Raw genomic sequence first — 18,533 nt, 5'->3', positions numbered from 1 at the left:
GTGGGGAAGTGGGGTGTGGGGAGAATAAATAAAAATAATCTCCTGAATACTGACTCCTGAATACTGACTCCTGAATACTGACTCCTGTCTCCTGTCTCCGAGTCTCCTGTCTCGGAGTCTCCTATCTCCTGATAACTGAATTGTGATAGAATCGCCCCAAAACGTCCCTGCGTCAGTCAACTATGTCCCCGATTACACCGTCCATCAGTGTCAATGAACCAAACCCGCAGGCTGCTATCCAGACTTTATCGGTAGTGGTTCCCATTTATAACGAAGTGGACAGTATCCCCCATCTCGTCGAGAGTATCGCCTCGATTTTGCGTTCTTATCAAATTAACTACGAGATTATCTGTGTTGACGACGGTTCTAAGGACGGTTCCACCGAGGTTTTAACTAATTTAGCCAAAAATCGCGATGATCTCAAGGCGGTGATATTGCGACGCAACTACGGACAAACCCCCGCTATGGCTGCCGGATTTAATTATGCCACGGGACAGGTCATCATTACCCTCGACGGCGATTTACAGAACGATCCCAATGATATACCCCTATTATTGGCCAAATTGGAGGAAGGTTATGACCTCGTCAGTGGCTGGCGCAAAAATCGCCAAGATGACCAGGTAAAACGGCTTTTACCCTCAAAAATAGCTAATTGGCTGATTGGCAAGGTAACAGGGGTCAAATTACACGACTACGGTTGTTCTTTGAAAGCCTATCGAGCCGAATTAATCGCCGATATGAATCTCTACGGGGAATTACATCGCTTTTTACCCGCATTAGCTTTTATTGAAGGGGCAAAAATAACCGAAATTCCCGTTAATCACCACGCTAGACGGTTCGGACAGAGTAAATATGGTTTAGATCGCACAATTCGCGTGATTATGGACTTATTTACTGTCTTTTTTATGAAAAAGTTCCTCACCCGTCCGATGCACATTTTTGGACTCTACGGACTGTTATCCATGGTAGTGGGGATTATTTTAGGTACTTATCTGACTATTCTCAAACTCGGTTTCGGACAAGAAATCGGCAATCGACCTTTGTTAATCCTAGCTGTGTTATTCTTTTTAACTGGGGTACAATTACTCTGTTTTGGTCTTTTAGCAGAAATTTTGATGCGAACTTACCATGAATCCCAAAAACGTCCTATCTACCGCGTTCGTACTGTTGTTGGGGATAGGGGATAGGGAGACCACTTCGTTATGAATTATGAAGTGGGGAAGTGGGGAGATGGGGGAATTTCAACTAAAACCCCAACACCCCCCGCAACGGCTCGACTGAGCGTCGCCGAACGTCGCGCACGCAGTGACCACCCTAAAACCCCAACACCCTAACCCCTCACTGATAACTGAAAAAGGTTTTTTACTAAAAAAAATATGACTATTTGGGAACTTGATTTTTATTCGCGGCCGGTGGTGGATGAAAATAATAAAAAAAGATGGGAATTATTAATCTGCGAAACTCCGGCAACAATTGATCGCCCCTCCGATACAATATTTAAATATGCCAGTTATTGTCCTAATACGATGGTTAATTCCCAATGGTTAGGAGAGGCAATTACTACAGCTATCAAGGCAGCGGGAGTAACTCCCAAAAAAATTCGCTTTTTCCGTCGTCAGATGAATAACATGATTAGCAAAGCTTGCGAGGATATCGGTATCCCCGCTTCCCCTAGTCGTCGCACTCATGCTTTAACGAGATGGATAGAAGAAAGAATGGTTAATTTCTACCCTCAAGAAGTTGGTTATGATCAAAATTTAACTAAAACCGCTTCCGTGAATTATCCTCCTTTAAATGCTGTTCCCCTTCCCGATGCTGTCCGGGGAGATAAGGCAGATAAATGGGCTTTCGTTACGCTAGAATTGTCTTCTTTTCATGATCTAAAAGATTGGGATATTAGCTTCGGAGAAAATTTGCCTATACTGGGGATGGGATTAGATGAGAATCTAAAAATCCCCGGTTTAGTTATTTTTTCCCCCCGCGCTTTACCCCTAGCTGGTTGGATGTCAGGGTTAGAAATGGCATATTTAAAGTTAGAAACTGGTTCCCGTCCCGTGCTACGTTTAGAAACGGGTGCTAGTGATAGCTGGATTCTCGTCAACGTCACTAATATCGAGACTTTAAAGGAAGCCAAAAACTTTGAAGAAGCTAAACAAAAAGCCAACAATCTGCATTTTTTAGCCGTTCAATCTAACCCTGAATCGGAATCCTTCGCTGGTTTTTGGCTATTACAAGAAGGCTCTCAAGAGTAAAGTTTAGTAAAGGTGGGTTTTCAATCCACCCCCACAGAATTAACTTAAAAACATTGTCTAGTCCAACTACCGTGTAACCCGTAGGGAATATGGTGTTTAAGATGAATAATCGCTAGGGAATTAGTGATATCTTTAGCATCTAAGATTACCACATTTGATCGATGATTTGCTGCATCGTAGGTGACTACCAATAACCAACCATCATCTTCAGCAATTCCATCGGGTTTAGGCACAAAAATTGGTTCACCCGCAAATCCCCGGGGAGCAAAAGAATGTAATTGTTTTTCTCCCGTTAATAGGTCCAGTTTTAAGATTGCTTGCAAAGGAGCATTACCAGTGGCATGATGAGTGGCAGCGATGTATAAATAACGGTAATCTTGACCAACTTTTGCAGGATTAATGCTAGGAAACTCACAACAATGCTCTAGAATACATTCTCTCGTAACGGTATTTTCTGATAAATTTAGTGTAAATCGCCACAGATGTCCGGGAGCTAAACTATCAAAATCTACCGATTGAAAATTGCTATTTGAATCCAGTTGTGGTAAGGATTGATAACAAATAGAATCGATATAAATTTTCTCCCCCCCTTCGACGTAGCTCGGGGCAAGTTGTTCAAAAGCATTGCTATGATGGAAGACAAAACCCGATGGAGTTTCTAAAACTTTCACTTCTCCTTTGTTAGGATCCCGGGGGATAATAATAATCTTAGTTAACTTGTCCGGTTGATTAATAACGCATTCTCCCGCACCTTTTAACCCAAAAAGAAAAGGGAAAGGATTATAACCAACCGGGTTTTGGAAAAAGATAGCGTAGTGGGGAGTAATAACAAAATCGTGGATAAAACAAAAGCCCGGTATGCTGTGGGTATGACGACGTAATAACTTACCCGTGGGACTAATTTCGTAGAGAGTAATGGCACTCGACAAACCCGTTTTGATGGCAAAATTTACCAGACAAGGTTGATGATTATCGAAAATACAAGCGGGATCGATGCGAGGATGAGCGGCAAAAGCATCGCCTTTTTCCAAGATACCATCGAGATAGTCTAAACCAATAGTATCAAGGGTTTTAGCATCGAGACGATGGGGTTCGGCCGCTTCCCAAAGTGCCAGTAATTTATTACCCCAGTAGATAACATTAGTATTAGCAATATTTTTCAGACGCAAATCAAAAGCATTGCCGAAAATTCCCCCCGGTTTTTTCGTGCCGAAAACACCGCGATAAAGGGGTTTTCCCGCTTTCTGTTCCTGGAGATAACCCTGGGTTTTCACAAAACGATTACGATAATGTACACGCCCATGATTGAAGCTAATCGCGCTGATCATACCATCCCCATCGAAGGGATGAGCGATCGCAGTGCCAGCGATATCGAGTAAACCGGGGCCATTTTTAAAGACTGTACCCTGTAAATCGGGGGGAATTTGCCCCTCGATGTCCTCTACCTCGTAATCGTACTCGTTAGGTTGGGATTGATAGCCTTTTTGCCAATCCTGACGATTATAGGATTTTTCGCCAATTGTCGGAGTTAATACCATGGTAGTTTTAAGTTTATATTTACTTATTAGGGGTCGAGAAGGTCGTCACCGACCTCCCCTCCCATTCAGAACCGTGCATGAGACTTTCACCTCACACGGCTCCTAGTTTGATTGTTCCTTTGTTAAGGATACAGCTTGACTTCTTTTGGTTGTCTTTGTATTATCTACATTAACGTCGGATGATGTTAATGTAGATGATTTAAGGTTTCCATCAGATGCCGATTTATCATCGTGACAGTGGCGGTGTAGTAATTGAAGGTTCTTGTATTCATCCTTTCCGCCTAAGCTTAGAGGGTGAATGTGGTCAACTTCAATTAAATCCGATGAGGTGAAATATTGCCCACATCGGCTACACTTGCCTTGTTGCTTCTTAAGTAGTTTGGCTACTCTTGTAGGTGTATCGATTGCTTGTCCTCGTCTGGTCGCCCAGTAAGTCCAATTTCCGTCATAAGGTGAAGCGTCGGCGCGTATTAGGGTATGTCTGACAATTGGTGTCCAATTATGTTTCCATAGTTGATAACCGTCTTTGGTTTGGAATAACCAGGATTCTTGTCTTTCTTTCCCATTGCTGAGTTTAACTGTACCCGGCCTAAAATAATTTCTCAGCTTTTCGTATTTCGCTTTACCGCATCTTGATACTGTCCATGCCCTTAACATTGACCAGATTATGTCATCTAGTTTATTGAAGGTATCTGAAGATACTACTCCTGAATAGTAGTTTGCCCAACCTCTAATGATTGGGTTTAATTGTCTAATCAGGGCTGATTGAGGTGCTGTTTTGTGTTTTTTGATTACACCTTTAATCGCTTCTGTGTGGGCTTTAACTGCTTTTTGGCTGGGTTTAATGTGGGTTTTGTGACCAATTAATTGGCTTCCTCTCCCTCCTGTTTTCCCCGATTTGTATTTTCCTACTGGATATTGCCTAATATTGAATCCTAGAAAATCAAAGCCGGGTTCTTCCATTTTCCCATTATATTTAATGGGATTAAGCGTATGACACACTCTGGTTTTTTCTGGTTTGAGTTCTAGTCCAATAGGCTTTAACCATTCAGAAATGACAGTTTGGCACTGTTCAATGATTTCGAGTGATGGTGAAATCACTACGAAGTCATCCGCGTATCTTATTAAAACAGCTTGATTTTTACCATTTCCCTTTTTGGGAAATAGTGTTTCAATTAATCTTGCCATTCCATCCAGTGCGATGTTGGCTAATAGTGGACTTATTACCCCTCCTTGGGGTGTCCCTGTTTCTGTTTTTTCAAATACGCCGTTATCCAATACTCCTGCTTTGAGCCATTGTTTAATGTCTCTTTTCAGGGAGTTTGGACAATGAATTTTTGACAGTAAAAAGTTGTGATTAATTCGGTCGAAACACTTGGCAATATCAGCATCTAATACAAAGTAGCTACCTGTATTGATGGTGGTGTATATCCTTGATATTGCATCATGGGCAGACCTTCCCGGTCGGAAACCATAGCTGGTTCCTTCCATTTTTGATTCCCATTCTGGTTCGAGTGCCGATTTAATCAACGCTTGTCTAGCTCTGTCTTTGATGGTTGGTATTCCTAGTGGGCGTTTTTCATCCCTACCGGGTTTAGGAATCCATACTCTTCTTAGCGGTTTTGCTTTAAGTGTTCCCTTGATTTCTTCGGTTAGATTTAGCCTTTGTTCTGGGGATATTGCTATCACTCCATCGACTCCTGCTGTTTTCTTTCCTTGATTATCTTGGGTTACTTTGCGAACTGCCAATAGACGAGCGTAGTATGATTTCACCAATAGACGTTGCAACCTTCTAACCTTTGCATCCTGTCCCGATTTAGCCGCTTGGTATATTCTCTTTTGGAGCTTGAAAACGTATCTTTGGATTTTCGCCCAATTGATAGCCTTCCATACATTCGTAGTCTTAGTGGTTTTCGGTTTCCCGAATCCTTTACCTTCTCTCGATTTCGTCATATAGACTCCTACTAGACTCTATCCTTACAATCAAACCGTAACCGTTCGGCTGAGCTCACGGCCGAAGCCTGTTGGCATATCCTGACTATTACTGTCAGGCGTTGGCTTTTGGTTACATCTCACACCCTTAAAGGCTTGTGCTTACACTTATCACTACTGGGTATTTCGACCGATACTCAGAGCCTAGAAGGGTTTATCACGTTCCGTTTATATGGGCATTCCATCTTTAGATTTGTCCTATCCACCGGGGTACTTTAAAAGGTCTGTGTAAGTGGTACAAAAAATTTCCCTTACTATTTTTCCCCTTGTTCTTTTTGAACGCAGTGTGTCAACCTGTTTCACTACTAGATTATTTACGATGGTTCAAGTCGGACATTCGGCTCACGCCTAATCATGGATGGTTGGCAGTGGTCTCGGTTCTGGTGTTAGGTTACTCCTCGGAGCCTTCCGTTCCCCGCTTCAGTCCCAGAGTTGTGATTTCTGAATCTGGGGGTGGCTATCGCCGTTACTCTCAACTTTGTAAATAATTGTTACAAAGTGTATTGACCTTGAGTCCCCTTGCCTAGTTTGGTATCGACGTGATACTAAACGTTGGGACATATAAACAGTTATAAGGTTGGTCAGGGTTGACCTGTTAGATTCAGTCAGGGGACTGAAGACCTTACTAGGCGGTTATTTCAGGCATTTCAGCCCTATTTCATGCCTAAACGTTTCGCACTTCTTAACATAACTTAAAACTACCAGAGATAAAAAGAAGGGGGTGGCTAATCATTTTTTCAGCTTATTTACCCCCTCCTTGTCGTCGTGTTATTTAACAAACAACATTTCTTGATAGGTGGGTAGAGGCCAGAAATTGTCGGCCACTTCCCCTTCCAGTGTGTCAGCATATTCGCGCACCTTATCCATCAAGGGACGGATTGTTTGAGCGGAGTACTGCATATGTTCCTCGATCGAGTCAAAATCGTGTTTAGCCATGGCTGCACTCAGTTTGCTGACGCTATCCATCAGTAATTTAATTAGATTCGAGACGGTTTGGGCGCTTTCCTTATCTATCTCGATGCCGATCGCCGCCGTACTAGCGATCGCCGAGGACAATTCCGACAAGTAGCGAACGGCAGCGGGATAAATAATCGTTTTAGCCATACTTACCACCAGTTTCGCCTCCACCTCGATGGCCAGCAAATACTGTTCTGCATAGACATCAAAACGACTTTCCAGTTCAACGGGGGTAAGCACACCCATGCGGGTGAACAGTTCTTCGATATAATCGGCCTTCAGCACGGGTAAAGCATCGGCAGTGGTGCGGAGATTAGCCAAACCGCGCTCTTCTACCGCCATTTTGTGCCATTCTTGGGAATATCCGTTACCTCCGAAGATCACATTTCTGTGTTTGTCCATGATCTCCTTAAGAACACCCTGGGCGGCAGTATTGAGGTCTTCCCCAGCTTTCATCCGGCTTTCTAGGTTATCCGCCACCCAAGTCAGGGAATCGGCTAGAATCGTATTCATCGCCACCAGCGGCCCAGAAACTGACTGATTAGAACCCACAGCGCGGAATTCAAAGCGATTGCCCGTAAAAGCAAAAGGAGAGGTACGATTGCGATCGCCCGGATCCTTGGGGAACACCGGCAGGGTATCGACACCCATATCCATCAATCCTGGGGCATCAGAACCCTCAATTTGTCCTTGGCTAATTTGGTCGAATACCTTTTCTAACTGACTGCCCAAATATACCGAAATAATGGCGGGAGGAGCTTCATTTGCCCCCAAACGGTGATCATTGCTGGCAGTAGCTACCACTGCGCGTAAAAGCGCCCCGTACTTGTGAACACCACGAATCACCGCCCCACAGAATAACAAAAACTGCATATTAGCGTGGGGAGTATCGCCCGGATCTAACAGATTACCCTGGGTAGCGTTGCCGACGGACCAGTTAACGTGTTTTCCCGAACCATTAATTCCCGCAAAGGGTTTTTCATGCAGTAGGCAAACAAAACCGTGTTTTTTAGCCGTACTTTTCAGCAAAGTCATAATTAACTGCTGATGGTCACTGGCCACGTTAGCAGCCTCGAAAAAGGGGGCAATCTCGAACTGTCCGGGGGCGACTTCGTTATGGCGGGTTTTGGCCGGAATGCCGAGGCGATACATTCTTTCCTCCACTTCCTGCATAAAAACCTGAACCCGTTCGGGAATCGCACCAAAATAATGATCGTCGAACTGTTGACCCTTAGCGGCGGGTTTACCAAATAGGGTGCGACCAGTGAGCAGTAAATCGGGGCGACTATGGGCAAAATGAGCATCTACGAGGAAATATTCCTGTTCAGCGCCGCAGCTGGAGTTCACGGGGGCGACTTCCGTATGTCCTAAGAGCCTCAGCACCCTGTTGGCGGCTTTACTCATCGATGAAATCGAGCGTAAAAGCGGCGTTTTTTTGTCGAGGGCCTCTCCTGTCCAAGAGATGAAAACCGTCGGGATACACAGGGTTACACCATTATCCGTTTCCATGACGTAGGCGGGACTGGTGACATCCCAAGCGGTGTAACCCCGCGCTTCAAAGGTGGAGCGAAGGCCGCCGTTAGGAAAGGAGGATCCGTCCGGTTCTCCCTGTACTAAGACTTTGCCCGTAAATTCTGTGATCACCGAACCGTCGCTCTGCACGGAGATAAAACCATCGTGTTTTTCGGCGGTGGCGTTGGTCATCGGATAGAAGACGTGGGCATAGTACAGCGCCCCTTTGGACGTGGCCCAATCCTTCATCGCAGCTGCTACCGTGCTGGCGATGGAAACGTCTAATTTTCCACCAGTTAAAATCGTGTTTTTGACCGATTTGAATACGTCTTTCGGGAGACTGGCCTGCATTTTGCTCAGGGTAAAGACATCGGTTGCCCAGAGGGCCTCTAAACGTTGAGGAATTTTGCTTGGTAGGGGTTTACGGTCTGTGACTTGAGAGATAGCTTGAACACGGGTTCCATAACTCATAAGTATTTTTCCTATTTTGCTGTGTCGTGGATAAAGGGTTACTTTATTTAGGCGATGACAAGTTTCCTCCTAACTTTGATGTTGAATTCCGGTCAGAGGCTATTTATTCTCCGCTTAATAATTTTGATCCCACGGCACAAGCTTCTCTGCGGTTTTTATCTGCTTGCGCCGGCCTCTTTCCCGATCAATTAGCAACACCAGCCTTAATCTTAAGAACAGATAATCGGGAGATTTGTATCAAATCTTACAAACATCCCAAACCCGATCTTCCCCAAGCGATCGCACTGAGAAAACGGGTTTCTTTGAGAAACCCGTTTTCTGGACTTAGAATCGCTAAAAAAGCGATACTTGACAAAATCGGGGGGGGGAAGATTTAGAGGGAATTTATCCAAAATTGCTCATGAATTCTACAACTACCTTCAAATCTCTATCTGGTGTCGGTGTTGTCTTCGCCGGCACAGTTAGCGCGATCGCTGTACTGGCCGCCCTCCCCGCCAGCGCCGTCAGCTTTACCGGAACTGGTACTGGTTTCAACATCCCTGACGGAAACGCCACAGGTGCTTCCAGCACTATTACCGTTCCCACCGGTTCCAACTTCCTGATCACCAACATCACCGTCACCCTCAATAACCTAACCCACACCTGGGTAGCTGATTTGATCGCCAATCTCACCTACGTCCCAACCAACACGACAGTCACTCTGTTCAACCGGATTGGTCGGGCTGGTAGTTCGAACCTCGGTGACTCCAGCAACTTCAACGGCACCTACAGCTTTAACGATGCCTCCACCGGCAACATCTGGTCCGTAGCGGCTTCTGGGAATTCTACTTTTGTCATCCCCAGCGACAACTACTTCCCCACCGGTGCGGGCAGTGGAACCCTTGTTCCCATGCTCACTTCCTTGGGTGGATCCCAGACCGCCGGCGACTGGCGGCTGACCATTTCAGATCTTGGAACTAATGATACTGGCAGTCTTGGCAGTTGGACGCTGAATTTGGAGGGGACTCCTCTTGCTCCCGTTTCTGTTCCCGAGCCAAGTTCTGGCTTAGGTTTGCTGGCCCTAGGCTTACTGGGGGCGGGAGCGGCACTTAAGCGCCATTGGAACTGAGAAAACGGATTTCTTTGACAAGAAAACGGAAGAAAACTGATTTCTTTGAGAACAAAGAAGAAAACGGGTTTCTTTGACAAGAAAACGGAAGAAAACTGATTTCTTTGAGAACAAAGAAGAAAACGGGTTTCTTTGACAAGAAAACGGAAGAAAACTGATTTCTTTGAGAACAAAGAAGAAAACGGGTTTCTTTGACAAGAAAACGGAAGAAAACTGATTTCTTTGAGAACAAAGAAGAAAACGGGTTTCTTTGACAAGAAAACGGAAGAAAACTGATTTCTTTGAGAACAAAGAAGAAAACGGGTTTCTTTGACAAGAAAACGGAAGAAAACTGATTTCTTTGAGAAACCCGTTTTCTGTTTAAGCGCCATTTGGACTGAGAAAACGGGTTTCTTTGAGAAGAAAACGGAAGAAAACTGATTTCTTTGAGAAACCCGTTTTCTTAATCAGCTTTTTTATCTGTTTTGTACCACCATCTTAAATCTTCTCGAAATTGGTGATCAAAGACAATTGCCCTACTCTTGACGTTCAATTCCTAACTCCTGACAAAGTTCTGTAACTGTCTGTCCCGGTATTGTTTGAACGTCCCTCTCCATTGAACGTTCCAGTGCTGCCAATAACTTTCTAGCATTAGCAGGCGATCGCAAAAGATAAACGGTTTCTAATAAGCCAGTTAATTCCTCTGCGCTCAATAATGCCATATCTTTATGACCAGGGCGCGTAATAATCGCCATACTATTCTCGCTTTCCAGTCGATCCAGAAGGCTCGTTAAATTTTCTTGAGCTTGAGTGTAGGTAGTTTGGATAGAAAACATAAGGCGAGGGCAACGAGTTGATTCGATTTTAGCTTATTTCATCAATTTAGAAAAGGGGTTTCTTTAAAAAACCCCTTTTCTGGACTGTCAATCTCTTGTCTCGATTAATTCGGGGACAAGTTCGGGAATAAAACCAGGTTCAGCTAAAGAACCAGTAACATGATGTTCAAAGACTTCTGCGGGGGGAAAAGTTTTCTTGACTTCCTGAGATTGCGGATCCGTAGAAGGTAGCCATTTAATTAGGGGTAAAGGTAGGAGAGTAGAGAGATTAGTAATCACCACCAATAACCAAAGGTTATCAAAATTAGTTTCGGTAACTCCCAACCAATGGGTTAATAAAGCGCCGATTTCTTGGGAAACTAATCCTGACATATTCCAGATAGACATTAATAAAGCGAATAGAGATGCTTCAATACCTACGGGACAAAGACGGGCCGATAAAATTAAGACAGGTAAAAAGGCAATTTGTCCCATGACGGTGAGGATGAGACTATCCCCCAAACTAAACCAATGATCGTCAATACCGAGCGCTCGATTAGTATGGGTAACTAGGATTAGGGTAGTCATCCCTAAAAGCGCAGAAATCACCGTACTCCAACCCAAAATTAAACGAAAGGAAATCGCTTTTAAAAACCGTTGATATACCCAGATCCCCAGGATCGAGGCTAAACTGGTGACTAACCGCACTCGTCCTAAAAATTCTGGTTCAAATCCTAACTCGTTGGTGGTGAAGTAGAAAAAGGCAGAATCGGCGCTAGGAGTAGCCTGCCAGAGAAAAATAAAGGCAGTGGGTAATAAAATTGATTTTTGTCTAATTGCTGACCATAATTGCCCGATTTGCTCCTTGACTTTCGGCGTGGATTGTGATTTATCATTATTCTTGATTTTTTCCTCTGTAATTAAAAACGCCATGGCTGAGACAATCAGGGGAAAAATAGCCGTGAGAGCGAAGACAGGACGAGTGCCGAGGTGTGCCAGTAACCAACCCCCCAGATAAGCCGTAATTAAGCCGCCTAGGGCCGATATTCCCCAAGTTAAGGACTGTAGAGAACCGGATTGAGTGAAGGACTCTTTGCGCGCTCTTTCTACTACCAAAGAATCGACGATGACATCACTAATGGTGACAGAAAGGGAACCAAGCAGGATCGCGGCCATCGCTTGCCAAGCATTCTCCACCACAGTGGCTAGGGCCAACCAAGCTAAAACCCCGAGAATTCCCGATAAAATTAGGTAGGGCCGACGACGATAGCCGAAAATAGGCAAACCATCCGAAAGAAAGCCAAAAGCTGGTTTAATCACCCAAGGAATCGCCGCCACTCCGATTAATGCCCCCATCTGGGAGGGACTCAAGGCCAAATCGTCTTTTAAAAAGAAGCTAACCGCTAATCGGGAGAGTCCGAGAATGCCCTGCACGAAATAAACGCCTAAAATGCCAATTAATTCGGGATTAGGGTCATTTCCGAACAAGATACTCTCTTTAAGGAATTTTTTCCCGCGATCGATGCTAAGGCGATTAATAAGCATGAAGTTTCATAAATATTTGTTACTGTCTCTATGATAATTGATCGCTCGATCGGTGCGTTAGCTGTTAGGGTTTAACTGTTGAGCTTTAGGTTCTGGCGGTTGGGTATTGGGTTTTAGGGTTTTAGTTGAATTTCCCCTGCTCCCCACTTCCCCATCCCGAATCGGCATAAAAGGCTTATTTTGATGTTATGTGGAAAGTTTCTTGCGATCGCTCTGTTGATATACAGAAAGATTTTTAAAAAAATGTGTATTTGGGGTGATATAGGGAAAGTTTCGGTCTAATGTCTAGTTAGACCTCTAAATCGATTTGAGGTGTCAAGATGTCTATAAGTGAATCAATAATTTCCATATTTGAGAAACTATCGACTCAAAAGATAGCTGCTCCTGCTGCACTAGCTTCCTTCATATTGTTACTTCCAACCTTTATCTGGATTCTTTTACTGAAATCTGAACAAATCTTTCGAGCGAGATCATCTTCGACTTTCTCTGAACTCACCTCTAAATTAACTTCTATCTTGGCTACAAATACCCCTCCTGAACTATCAAGAACGGCAACAATATTATCAGTTATATTTGTAACAAGCTTGAGCTTTTTAATAATTAACTTTGTTAGGGATGTAAAAGATGCTCTAAAACAACTTTATACTGAAGCAGGAAAATCACTTAAAAAAGTAATTATACATGATAAGAGAAAATTAGCACAAGCCAAGAATCTTAAATATACTTTCAATAGTCTTATAGATGATAGTATTAATATTATTAGGCAATTTGATCGTAAAATAAATTTAGTTGAAATAGATAATGACAAACTTATAATTTCTTCTGATTTACTCGAAAAGTATAAACTCATTGAAATAGCGTCCGAGGCTAAAAACGATAAAAAATATATTCGGCTAAATCCAAAATATGAATTTTTTATCAGAATATTTGTTGATGGCGATTTAGATGAATGGATTTTCAAGGAAGAGAAGAGGGTTAATTCTTTAAAATATTTACTGGTTTTTCATTCTGTATTTTTTGGTTTATTCGATCCTATTTATTATACATTGGTTGCTATTACTTTTGTATTTATAGCAATGTATTTTGTATTTGTAGCAATGTATTTTGTCGCTTTTATGTTTTCTATTGTATTTTAGCGCCATCGCTATCACCGTAGTTCGATCGCTATCGCCGTAGGGTGCGTTCCCTAAGGTAAGTTCTACCACTGCACCGATCGATTTTGGGGAACGCACCTTACTCATTCATTGAAGTTGATAAGTCTAGGTAATCTAATATCCTCTGCCAGATTAGCACTTAATTGGGGATAGATCATCTACTTCTTAAATTAGTATGATCGCTGCTCTGGTAGTGGTGGAGGGTTCATAAAAAAATACCGGCTCTCTTCGGTTTGGTGGGTAAAATGTATTCTAAGATACAGTCTTGCGGGCGAGCGAGTGGAAGGAACCACTCCAGACACAGAGGACACAAAGATCGATCACTACTATATAAGTTAAACTGACCACACAAAGAATAAGAGAGCCTCCAGGCTTTGCAAGGAATCAAAAAGCTTGGAACCTAATCTTTACTGCTATAGATGCCTCTGAATGAACATCATAATCAAAAAATCTGTAAATTTGAATACTTTTTCAAAGTTTCTTGAGGAAGTCATGATATTCTAACTTCAGTAACAATTATTACCATTTTATGCTCTCCTACAAAAAGATTCGATCGATGTGGGAAAACTATTGGTTCAAAATCTTCCACCGATGGCGCTCCTGCTCTTTAGCCTGTCCAGTCGAGAAGCCTCATCATCGACACGTTTTTTGGAGTTGGTTCGGCAGTTTCCTGGCAATCTCGATTTGTGCTTACCTGACGATGGAAACGAATTCGCCCTTGCTGATGGCTCCGTTTGGTGCCACCAGTGTTTTGATTTTCGGCGCTCCCGATAGCCCATTGGCGCAGCCGCGTAATGTCATCGGCGGGAATGTCTTAGGGGCGCTTGTCAGTCTAACACTTCTGCATTTTTTTGGTGCTTCACCTCTAGTCGTTGGCATGGCAGTATCGCTAACCATAGGCATTACGCAACTTACCGGAACGTTGCATCCTCCCGCAGGCGCTGTTGCCTTAGTTGTGATGATGACTCAACCCGATTGGCAATTTTTGCTGAGACCAACTTTTGAGGGTTCGATGATTTTAGTAGTGTGTGCGGTCATCTTTAACAATTTAGCTGAAGAAAGAACTTATCCAAAACATTGGCTATAGTGCGATGCCGAAGGCACTGGAGAGCAGTACGGTATCGCCCTAGGGTGCGTTCCCTAAGGTCAGTCCTACTAATTCACCGATAGATTTTTCGAACGCACCTTGCTCATGTATTCCCTCAAGTAAACAGAGGCTCTTCTAGGTTCTGTGTGATAAGTTTAACTCACTATAATGATCGATCTTTGTGTCCTTTGTGTCTTTGTGGTTCGTTCCACCCCCTCGCCAGGAGGAATGTATCTTAGAATACATTTTACCCACCAAACCTAGGAGAGCCAAACAGAGCCTGGTTTAACAGTTTCTAGCACAAGAATAGAAGCAAGGTTGGGTATTGCTCACCTACACTTTCAGACACTGACCACTATAGCTTGTCCTTTAGCCACGGTAGCTAAAATAGCTAAAACTTGAGCTGCTAGAGGTTTGAGATTCGCTAAACCCTTGGATGGTGCTTGCAAAACAATTACCGCAATATCAAACCTCCGTTTCCTGATTACACAAGAGGTATAACTCCTGGAAATGCGCTGTAAGGGAAACCCTGACAACGAGGTCAGACTATATTTCCAGAAAATTATTGCTATTCTTCTTCCTTCCACGCAGAAACGAGAAGAGACAACCGCGAAAGCCCTCAATTTTTAGGGATTGTAACATGAATGATTACCCCGGATTTTAGTTATTAAATCTAGTTTATCTCAACCCCAGAAAACGCCTCAATTAACGACAGAGCATCACGATGGCGATACCGATACCTAAACTTAAACCGACCAGCACTTGAAAAGGAGTATGACCAATTAATTCCTTTAAACGTTCCTCGTTAAACTCCTTGCCCCCTTGGAACATTTCATCAATAATTTGATTGAGAATCCGGGCCTGTTTTCCCGCTGCCTGACGCACTCCGGCCGCATCATACATAACAATAACCGCAAAAAGCGCGGCGATTGCAAATTCGGCACTAGACCAACCCATCTGTAATCCTACTCCAGTAGCCAAGGCCCCCACCAGCGCCGAGTGAGCGCTAGGCATTCCTCCCGACGAGACTAGATAGCGCAGACTCACCTTACCATCGCGGATTAACTCAATCAGAGCTTTTAGTCCCTGGGCAGTGAAACAAGCTAAAAGAGAGATTAGCAGTATTTGATTGTGTAACACCTGCTGGAAGTCCTGCATAATCTCACTCGTTTAATTTAATTTTTACGATTAACAATATACTCAGCGATGGCCCGTAAAGGTTCGGCGGCCTCATCGTAGCCACTCAATTCATTGATGGCACTATCTATTAACTGTTGAGCTTGCTGGCGGGACCCTTCTATCCCCCAGAGACTAGGATAGGTAGCTTTTTGTGCCTGTAGATCCTTGCCGGCGGTTTTGCCTAATTCCTCCTTTGTCGCCGTGATATCGAGAACATCATCGATAATTTGGAAAGCCAAGCCAATATTTTGGGCATAACGGGCTAATTTAGCTATATCTTCCGCTTTTGCCCCCGCTAAAACTGCCCCCGACACCACAGAAGTCTCCAACAGGGCCCCGGTTTTCTGAGTATGGATAAAACCGAGGGTTTCTGCCGAAATATCCGGTTTTCCTTCGGATTCCAAGTCTAAAACCTGACCTCCCACCAAACCCGCTGCCCCGACGGTGCGACCTAAACGGGCAATTACCTCTAAAATCTGTAGGGGAGGTACATTAAGAGTCTGGGTAGCCACATACTCGAAAGCATAGGCCAGGAGACCATCCCCAGCTAAAATAGCGATATCTTCGCCAAAAACCTTATGATTGGTTAGTTTCCCGCGTCGGTAATCATCGTTATCCATGGCGGGTAAATCGTCATGAATTAATGACATGGTGTGAATCATTTCTAGGGCGCAAGCGGTGGGTAAAGCCATCTCTAGGGAACCCCCCATCAATTCACAGGTAGCCAGACATAAAATCGGCCGCAGACGTTTGCCGCCGGCGAGGAGAGAATAGCGCATCGCCTCGTAGATTTTGGCGGGATTGCCGATAACTAAAGAGCTGTCCAAAGCTGACTCGACAATCAACCGCTTTTCCTCCAGATAGGAAGCCAGAGAAAAGTTCTCGTTTTTCCTCACTTCTACTCCTCGTTCGCCCCTAGTAACCATGTCTTTTTGTCTTGAACCGACTGCTTTTAAAACTATATCAGGAAACTCCACCTCGATGGGAATTAAACTGACCGTTCCCTTGTCCCCTAAGCTGTTGATACTAAATCCGTTGAGTATAGGCGACATATTAAGATAGGCAAGAGGCAAGAGGCAAGAGGCAAAAGGAGAAATAAATAATCAGTTTCTAATAACCGGATTTAGTATGACTATCTAAATTACCCCTTCAGACTGCATGGCAGCGCCGCAGTTGCTATCCTGAACATGTGTACTAAAGCCTCCTAGACCGAGAGAGGTCATTTTTTTTGATGCCTATTTTCTCTTTTAACCTAAAAAAATACCTCCCTCAGTCCAGAGATTAGCAAAAAACGGGCGATATAATTGAATTTCGCCGCAGTTATCATCGGAGATGCTGAAGTTTTGATGATTCGGTCAAACTTCCGTTTTCTTAGCTTGCGGTTGAGAAATTTCTCGATTAACCTATAATTAGGATTATCCTAGAAATATATTGTATGCTGCCAGGGCAAATTTTAGGCGATCGATACCAAATTCAAAATCAGTTAGGTAAACAAACTGGAAGACGCACTTTTCTCGCCCAAGATCTAAAAACGGGCGCTACTGTTGTCGTCAAATTATTAATCTTCAGTCCCGATTTTGAATGGACAGATTTAAAACTTTTTGAACGGGAAGCCGAAACTCTTAAACATCTAGATTGTCGCTCGATTCCCGAATATATCGACTATTTTGAAGTTCGCACCGATACCTATCAAGGTTTTGCTCTTGTTCAGAGTTATATCGAGGCGAAATCTCTCAAGGAACAGATAGAAACTGGTCGCAAATTTAGTGAAGCAGACCTGCAAGAACTAGCCAAATCTATCCTCGGTATTTTAATTTATCTCCATGGACTTAACCCGCCAATTATCCACCGGGATTTGAAACCTAGTAATATTTTATTAAAAGATCGAACTGGTCATAGTATCGGCAATGTTTATTTAATTGATTTTGGTTCTGTCCAAACTGTTGCTCAACAAGAACAGGCCACTTTAACTATTGTCGGAACCTACGGTTATATGCCCCCCGAACAATTCGGTGGTCGCACCGTTGCCGCTTCTGATTTATACAGTTTAGGAGCCACTCTAATCTATCTAGCTACAGGCATTCATCCCGCCGATTTACCCCAAAAAGATGGCAAAATTCAATTAAATAATTTAGCCAATTTAAGCCCTGCTTTTGTTCATTGGTTAGGGCAGTTAATCGAACCTAGTCTCGAAAAAAGGTTTGTTTCAGCCCAGGCAGCAAATCAAGCTTTAAATACTCTCCACGAAATGCAATTAACTTCCTCCAACCTTGAAAAACCCGCCGGGAGTCGGGTACAGTTGCAAAAAAGCGGGGAGAAAATTAGAATATCTTTACCTCCCGAAGGTTTTACCCCTAAATTAATTTATCTTGGAACCTTTGCCATCGCTTGGAATGCTTTTTTATTAGTATGGACAGGAGGAGCCATTTCTATTCCTCTGTGGATGAGTTGGTTTTTTCTGCTCTTTTCCTTGCCCTTTTGGTTTGTGGGTTTAGGAATGCTTTATCAGATTATTTATTGTCTCAAAGGAGAGGAAATTATCACTATTGATAGTCAAGAAATTGTTACCATTCAGCAAATTTTTGGTTTAACACTTCCGGGCAAAAAGAAAATGGCACGGCAACATATTAATAAACTGGTCAAAGCTGATAGTTATCAGACAAAAGATGGTGACGGTGATCGAGTTTATGTACCGATGGCTTTAACTATTTGGGCGGGGACTAAAGAATATACTATTAGCAGTAAAACAAAAGAATATCTGAGTAAACCCGAAATTGAATGGTTAGCAGCGGAATTAAGTCAATGGTTAGGAATACCAATTACTAATAAGTAGCCAGTTACAATCAGCTTTTTTCTCCCTTCTCCCCACTTCCCACATCCTAATTTATAATTCATAATTCATAATTCATAATTCTCTCTCCCCCATCTCCCCACTTCCCCACTC

14 protein-coding genes are annotated in these 18,533 nt (G+C 43.4%); 7 read left to right on the top strand and 7 right to left on the bottom strand.

From position 1 onward, the window contains the following. Window positions 1-182: 182 nt before the first annotated feature. Both IQ234_RS13825 and IQ234_RS13820 read left to right on the top strand, forming a co-directional pair. Complete coding sequence (locus IQ234_RS13825) at window positions 183-1,187, top strand: glycosyltransferase (protein WP_193957516.1); 1,005 nt, start codon at window positions 183-185, stop codon at window positions 1,185-1,187. A gap of 189 nt (window positions 1,188-1,376) precedes the next feature. Continuing rightward, window positions 1,377-2,252 (top strand): Tab2/Atab2 family RNA-binding protein, encoded by an 876-nt coding sequence (locus tag IQ234_RS13820; RefSeq protein ID WP_193957515.1) that lies wholly within the window; start codon window positions 1,377-1,379, stop codon window positions 2,250-2,252. Window positions 2,253-2,296: 44 nt separating this feature from the next. Here IQ234_RS13820 and IQ234_RS13815 read toward each other — a convergent pair whose 3' ends face one another. The 3 genes from IQ234_RS13815 to IQ234_RS13805 form a co-directional block, all read right to left on the bottom strand. After that, window positions 2,297-3,790, bottom strand: coding sequence for a carotenoid oxygenase family protein (locus IQ234_RS13815; RefSeq protein WP_193957514.1), 1,494 nt, complete (start codon window positions 3,788-3,790; stop codon window positions 2,297-2,299). A 102-nt stretch (window positions 3,791-3,892) separates the two neighbouring features. Further along, window positions 3,893-5,743: a group II intron reverse transcriptase/maturase gene (ltrA, locus tag IQ234_RS13810; protein WP_193957513.1), complete on the bottom strand. Its 1,851-nt coding sequence runs from the start codon at window positions 5,741-5,743 to the stop codon at window positions 3,893-3,895. Window positions 5,744-6,550: 807 nt separating this feature from the next. Next, window positions 6,551-8,722: a glutamine synthetase III gene (locus tag IQ234_RS13805; protein ID WP_193957512.1), complete on the bottom strand. Its 2,172-nt coding sequence runs from the start codon at window positions 8,720-8,722 to the stop codon at window positions 6,551-6,553. Between the two features lie 26 nt (window positions 8,723-8,748). Here IQ234_RS13805 and IQ234_RS13800 point away from each other — a divergent pair, with 26 nt between their 5' ends. Both IQ234_RS13800 and IQ234_RS13795 read left to right on the top strand, forming a co-directional pair. Continuing rightward, window positions 8,749-9,099, top strand: a complete 351-nt coding sequence (locus IQ234_RS13800) for a hypothetical protein (RefSeq protein WP_228008532.1) — start codon at window positions 8,749-8,751, stop codon at window positions 9,097-9,099. Window positions 9,100-9,122: 23 nt separating this feature from the next. Next, window positions 9,123-9,830 carry a proprotein convertase P-domain-containing protein gene (locus tag IQ234_RS13795; RefSeq protein ID WP_193957511.1) on the top strand — a complete coding sequence of 236 codons (708 nt, stop codon included), beginning with the start codon at window positions 9,123-9,125 and terminating at the stop codon, window positions 9,828-9,830. 515 nt (window positions 9,831-10,345) lie between these two features. On the opposite strand, the gene IQ234_RS13790 is transcribed toward IQ234_RS13795, so the two are convergent. Both IQ234_RS13790 and IQ234_RS13785 read right to left on the bottom strand, forming a co-directional pair. Next, window positions 10,346-10,645 (bottom strand): type II toxin-antitoxin system Phd/YefM family antitoxin, encoded by a 300-nt coding sequence (locus tag IQ234_RS13790; RefSeq protein ID WP_193957510.1) that lies wholly within the window; start codon window positions 10,643-10,645, stop codon window positions 10,346-10,348. Window positions 10,646-10,732: 87 nt separating this feature from the next. Beyond that, the gene (locus IQ234_RS13785) at window positions 10,733-12,169 is read right to left on the bottom strand and encodes a folate/biopterin family MFS transporter (RefSeq protein ID WP_193957509.1); all 1,437 of its coding nucleotides are present in this window, start codon (window positions 12,167-12,169) and stop codon (window positions 10,733-10,735) included. Window positions 12,170-12,489: 320 nt separating this feature from the next. On the opposite strand from IQ234_RS13785, the gene IQ234_RS13780 reads away from it, so the two are divergent. Both IQ234_RS13780 and IQ234_RS13775 read left to right on the top strand, forming a co-directional pair. Further along, window positions 12,490-13,305: a hypothetical protein gene (locus tag IQ234_RS13780; protein ID WP_193957508.1), complete on the top strand. Its 816-nt coding sequence runs from the start codon at window positions 12,490-12,492 to the stop codon at window positions 13,303-13,305. A 718-nt stretch (window positions 13,306-14,023) separates the two neighbouring features. Continuing rightward, the gene (locus IQ234_RS13775; RefSeq protein ID WP_228008531.1) at window positions 14,024-14,410 is read left to right on the top strand and encodes an HPP family protein; all 387 of its coding nucleotides are present in this window, start codon (window positions 14,024-14,026) and stop codon (window positions 14,408-14,410) included. Window positions 14,411-15,115: 705 nt separating this feature from the next. On the opposite strand, the gene IQ234_RS13770 is transcribed toward IQ234_RS13775, so the two are convergent. Both IQ234_RS13770 and crtE read right to left on the bottom strand, forming a co-directional pair. Beyond that, window positions 15,116-15,568 (bottom strand): divergent PAP2 family protein, encoded by a 453-nt coding sequence (locus IQ234_RS13770; protein WP_185240354.1) that lies wholly within the window; start codon window positions 15,566-15,568, stop codon window positions 15,116-15,118. Window positions 15,569-15,585: 17 nt separating this feature from the next. Next, window positions 15,586-16,515: a geranylgeranyl diphosphate synthase CrtE gene (gene crtE / locus IQ234_RS13765; RefSeq protein WP_193957517.1), complete on the bottom strand. Its 930-nt coding sequence runs from the start codon at window positions 16,513-16,515 to the stop codon at window positions 15,586-15,588. Window positions 16,516-17,024: 509 nt separating this feature from the next. On the opposite strand from crtE, the gene IQ234_RS13760 reads away from it, so the two are divergent. Further along, window positions 17,025-18,422 (top strand): serine/threonine protein kinase, encoded by a 1,398-nt coding sequence (locus IQ234_RS13760; RefSeq protein ID WP_193957507.1) that lies wholly within the window; start codon window positions 17,025-17,027, stop codon window positions 18,420-18,422. Window positions 18,423-18,533: the final 111 nt, after the last annotated feature.

This window comes from Microcystis aeruginosa LEGE 91341, assembly GCF_015206885.1.
Classification (GTDB): domain Bacteria; phylum Cyanobacteriota; class Cyanobacteriia; order Cyanobacteriales; family Microcystaceae; genus Microcystis; species Microcystis aeruginosa_H.
The sequence above is the reverse complement of the archived record's forward strand: the minus strand, read 5'-3'. Positions and strand labels throughout refer to the sequence as shown.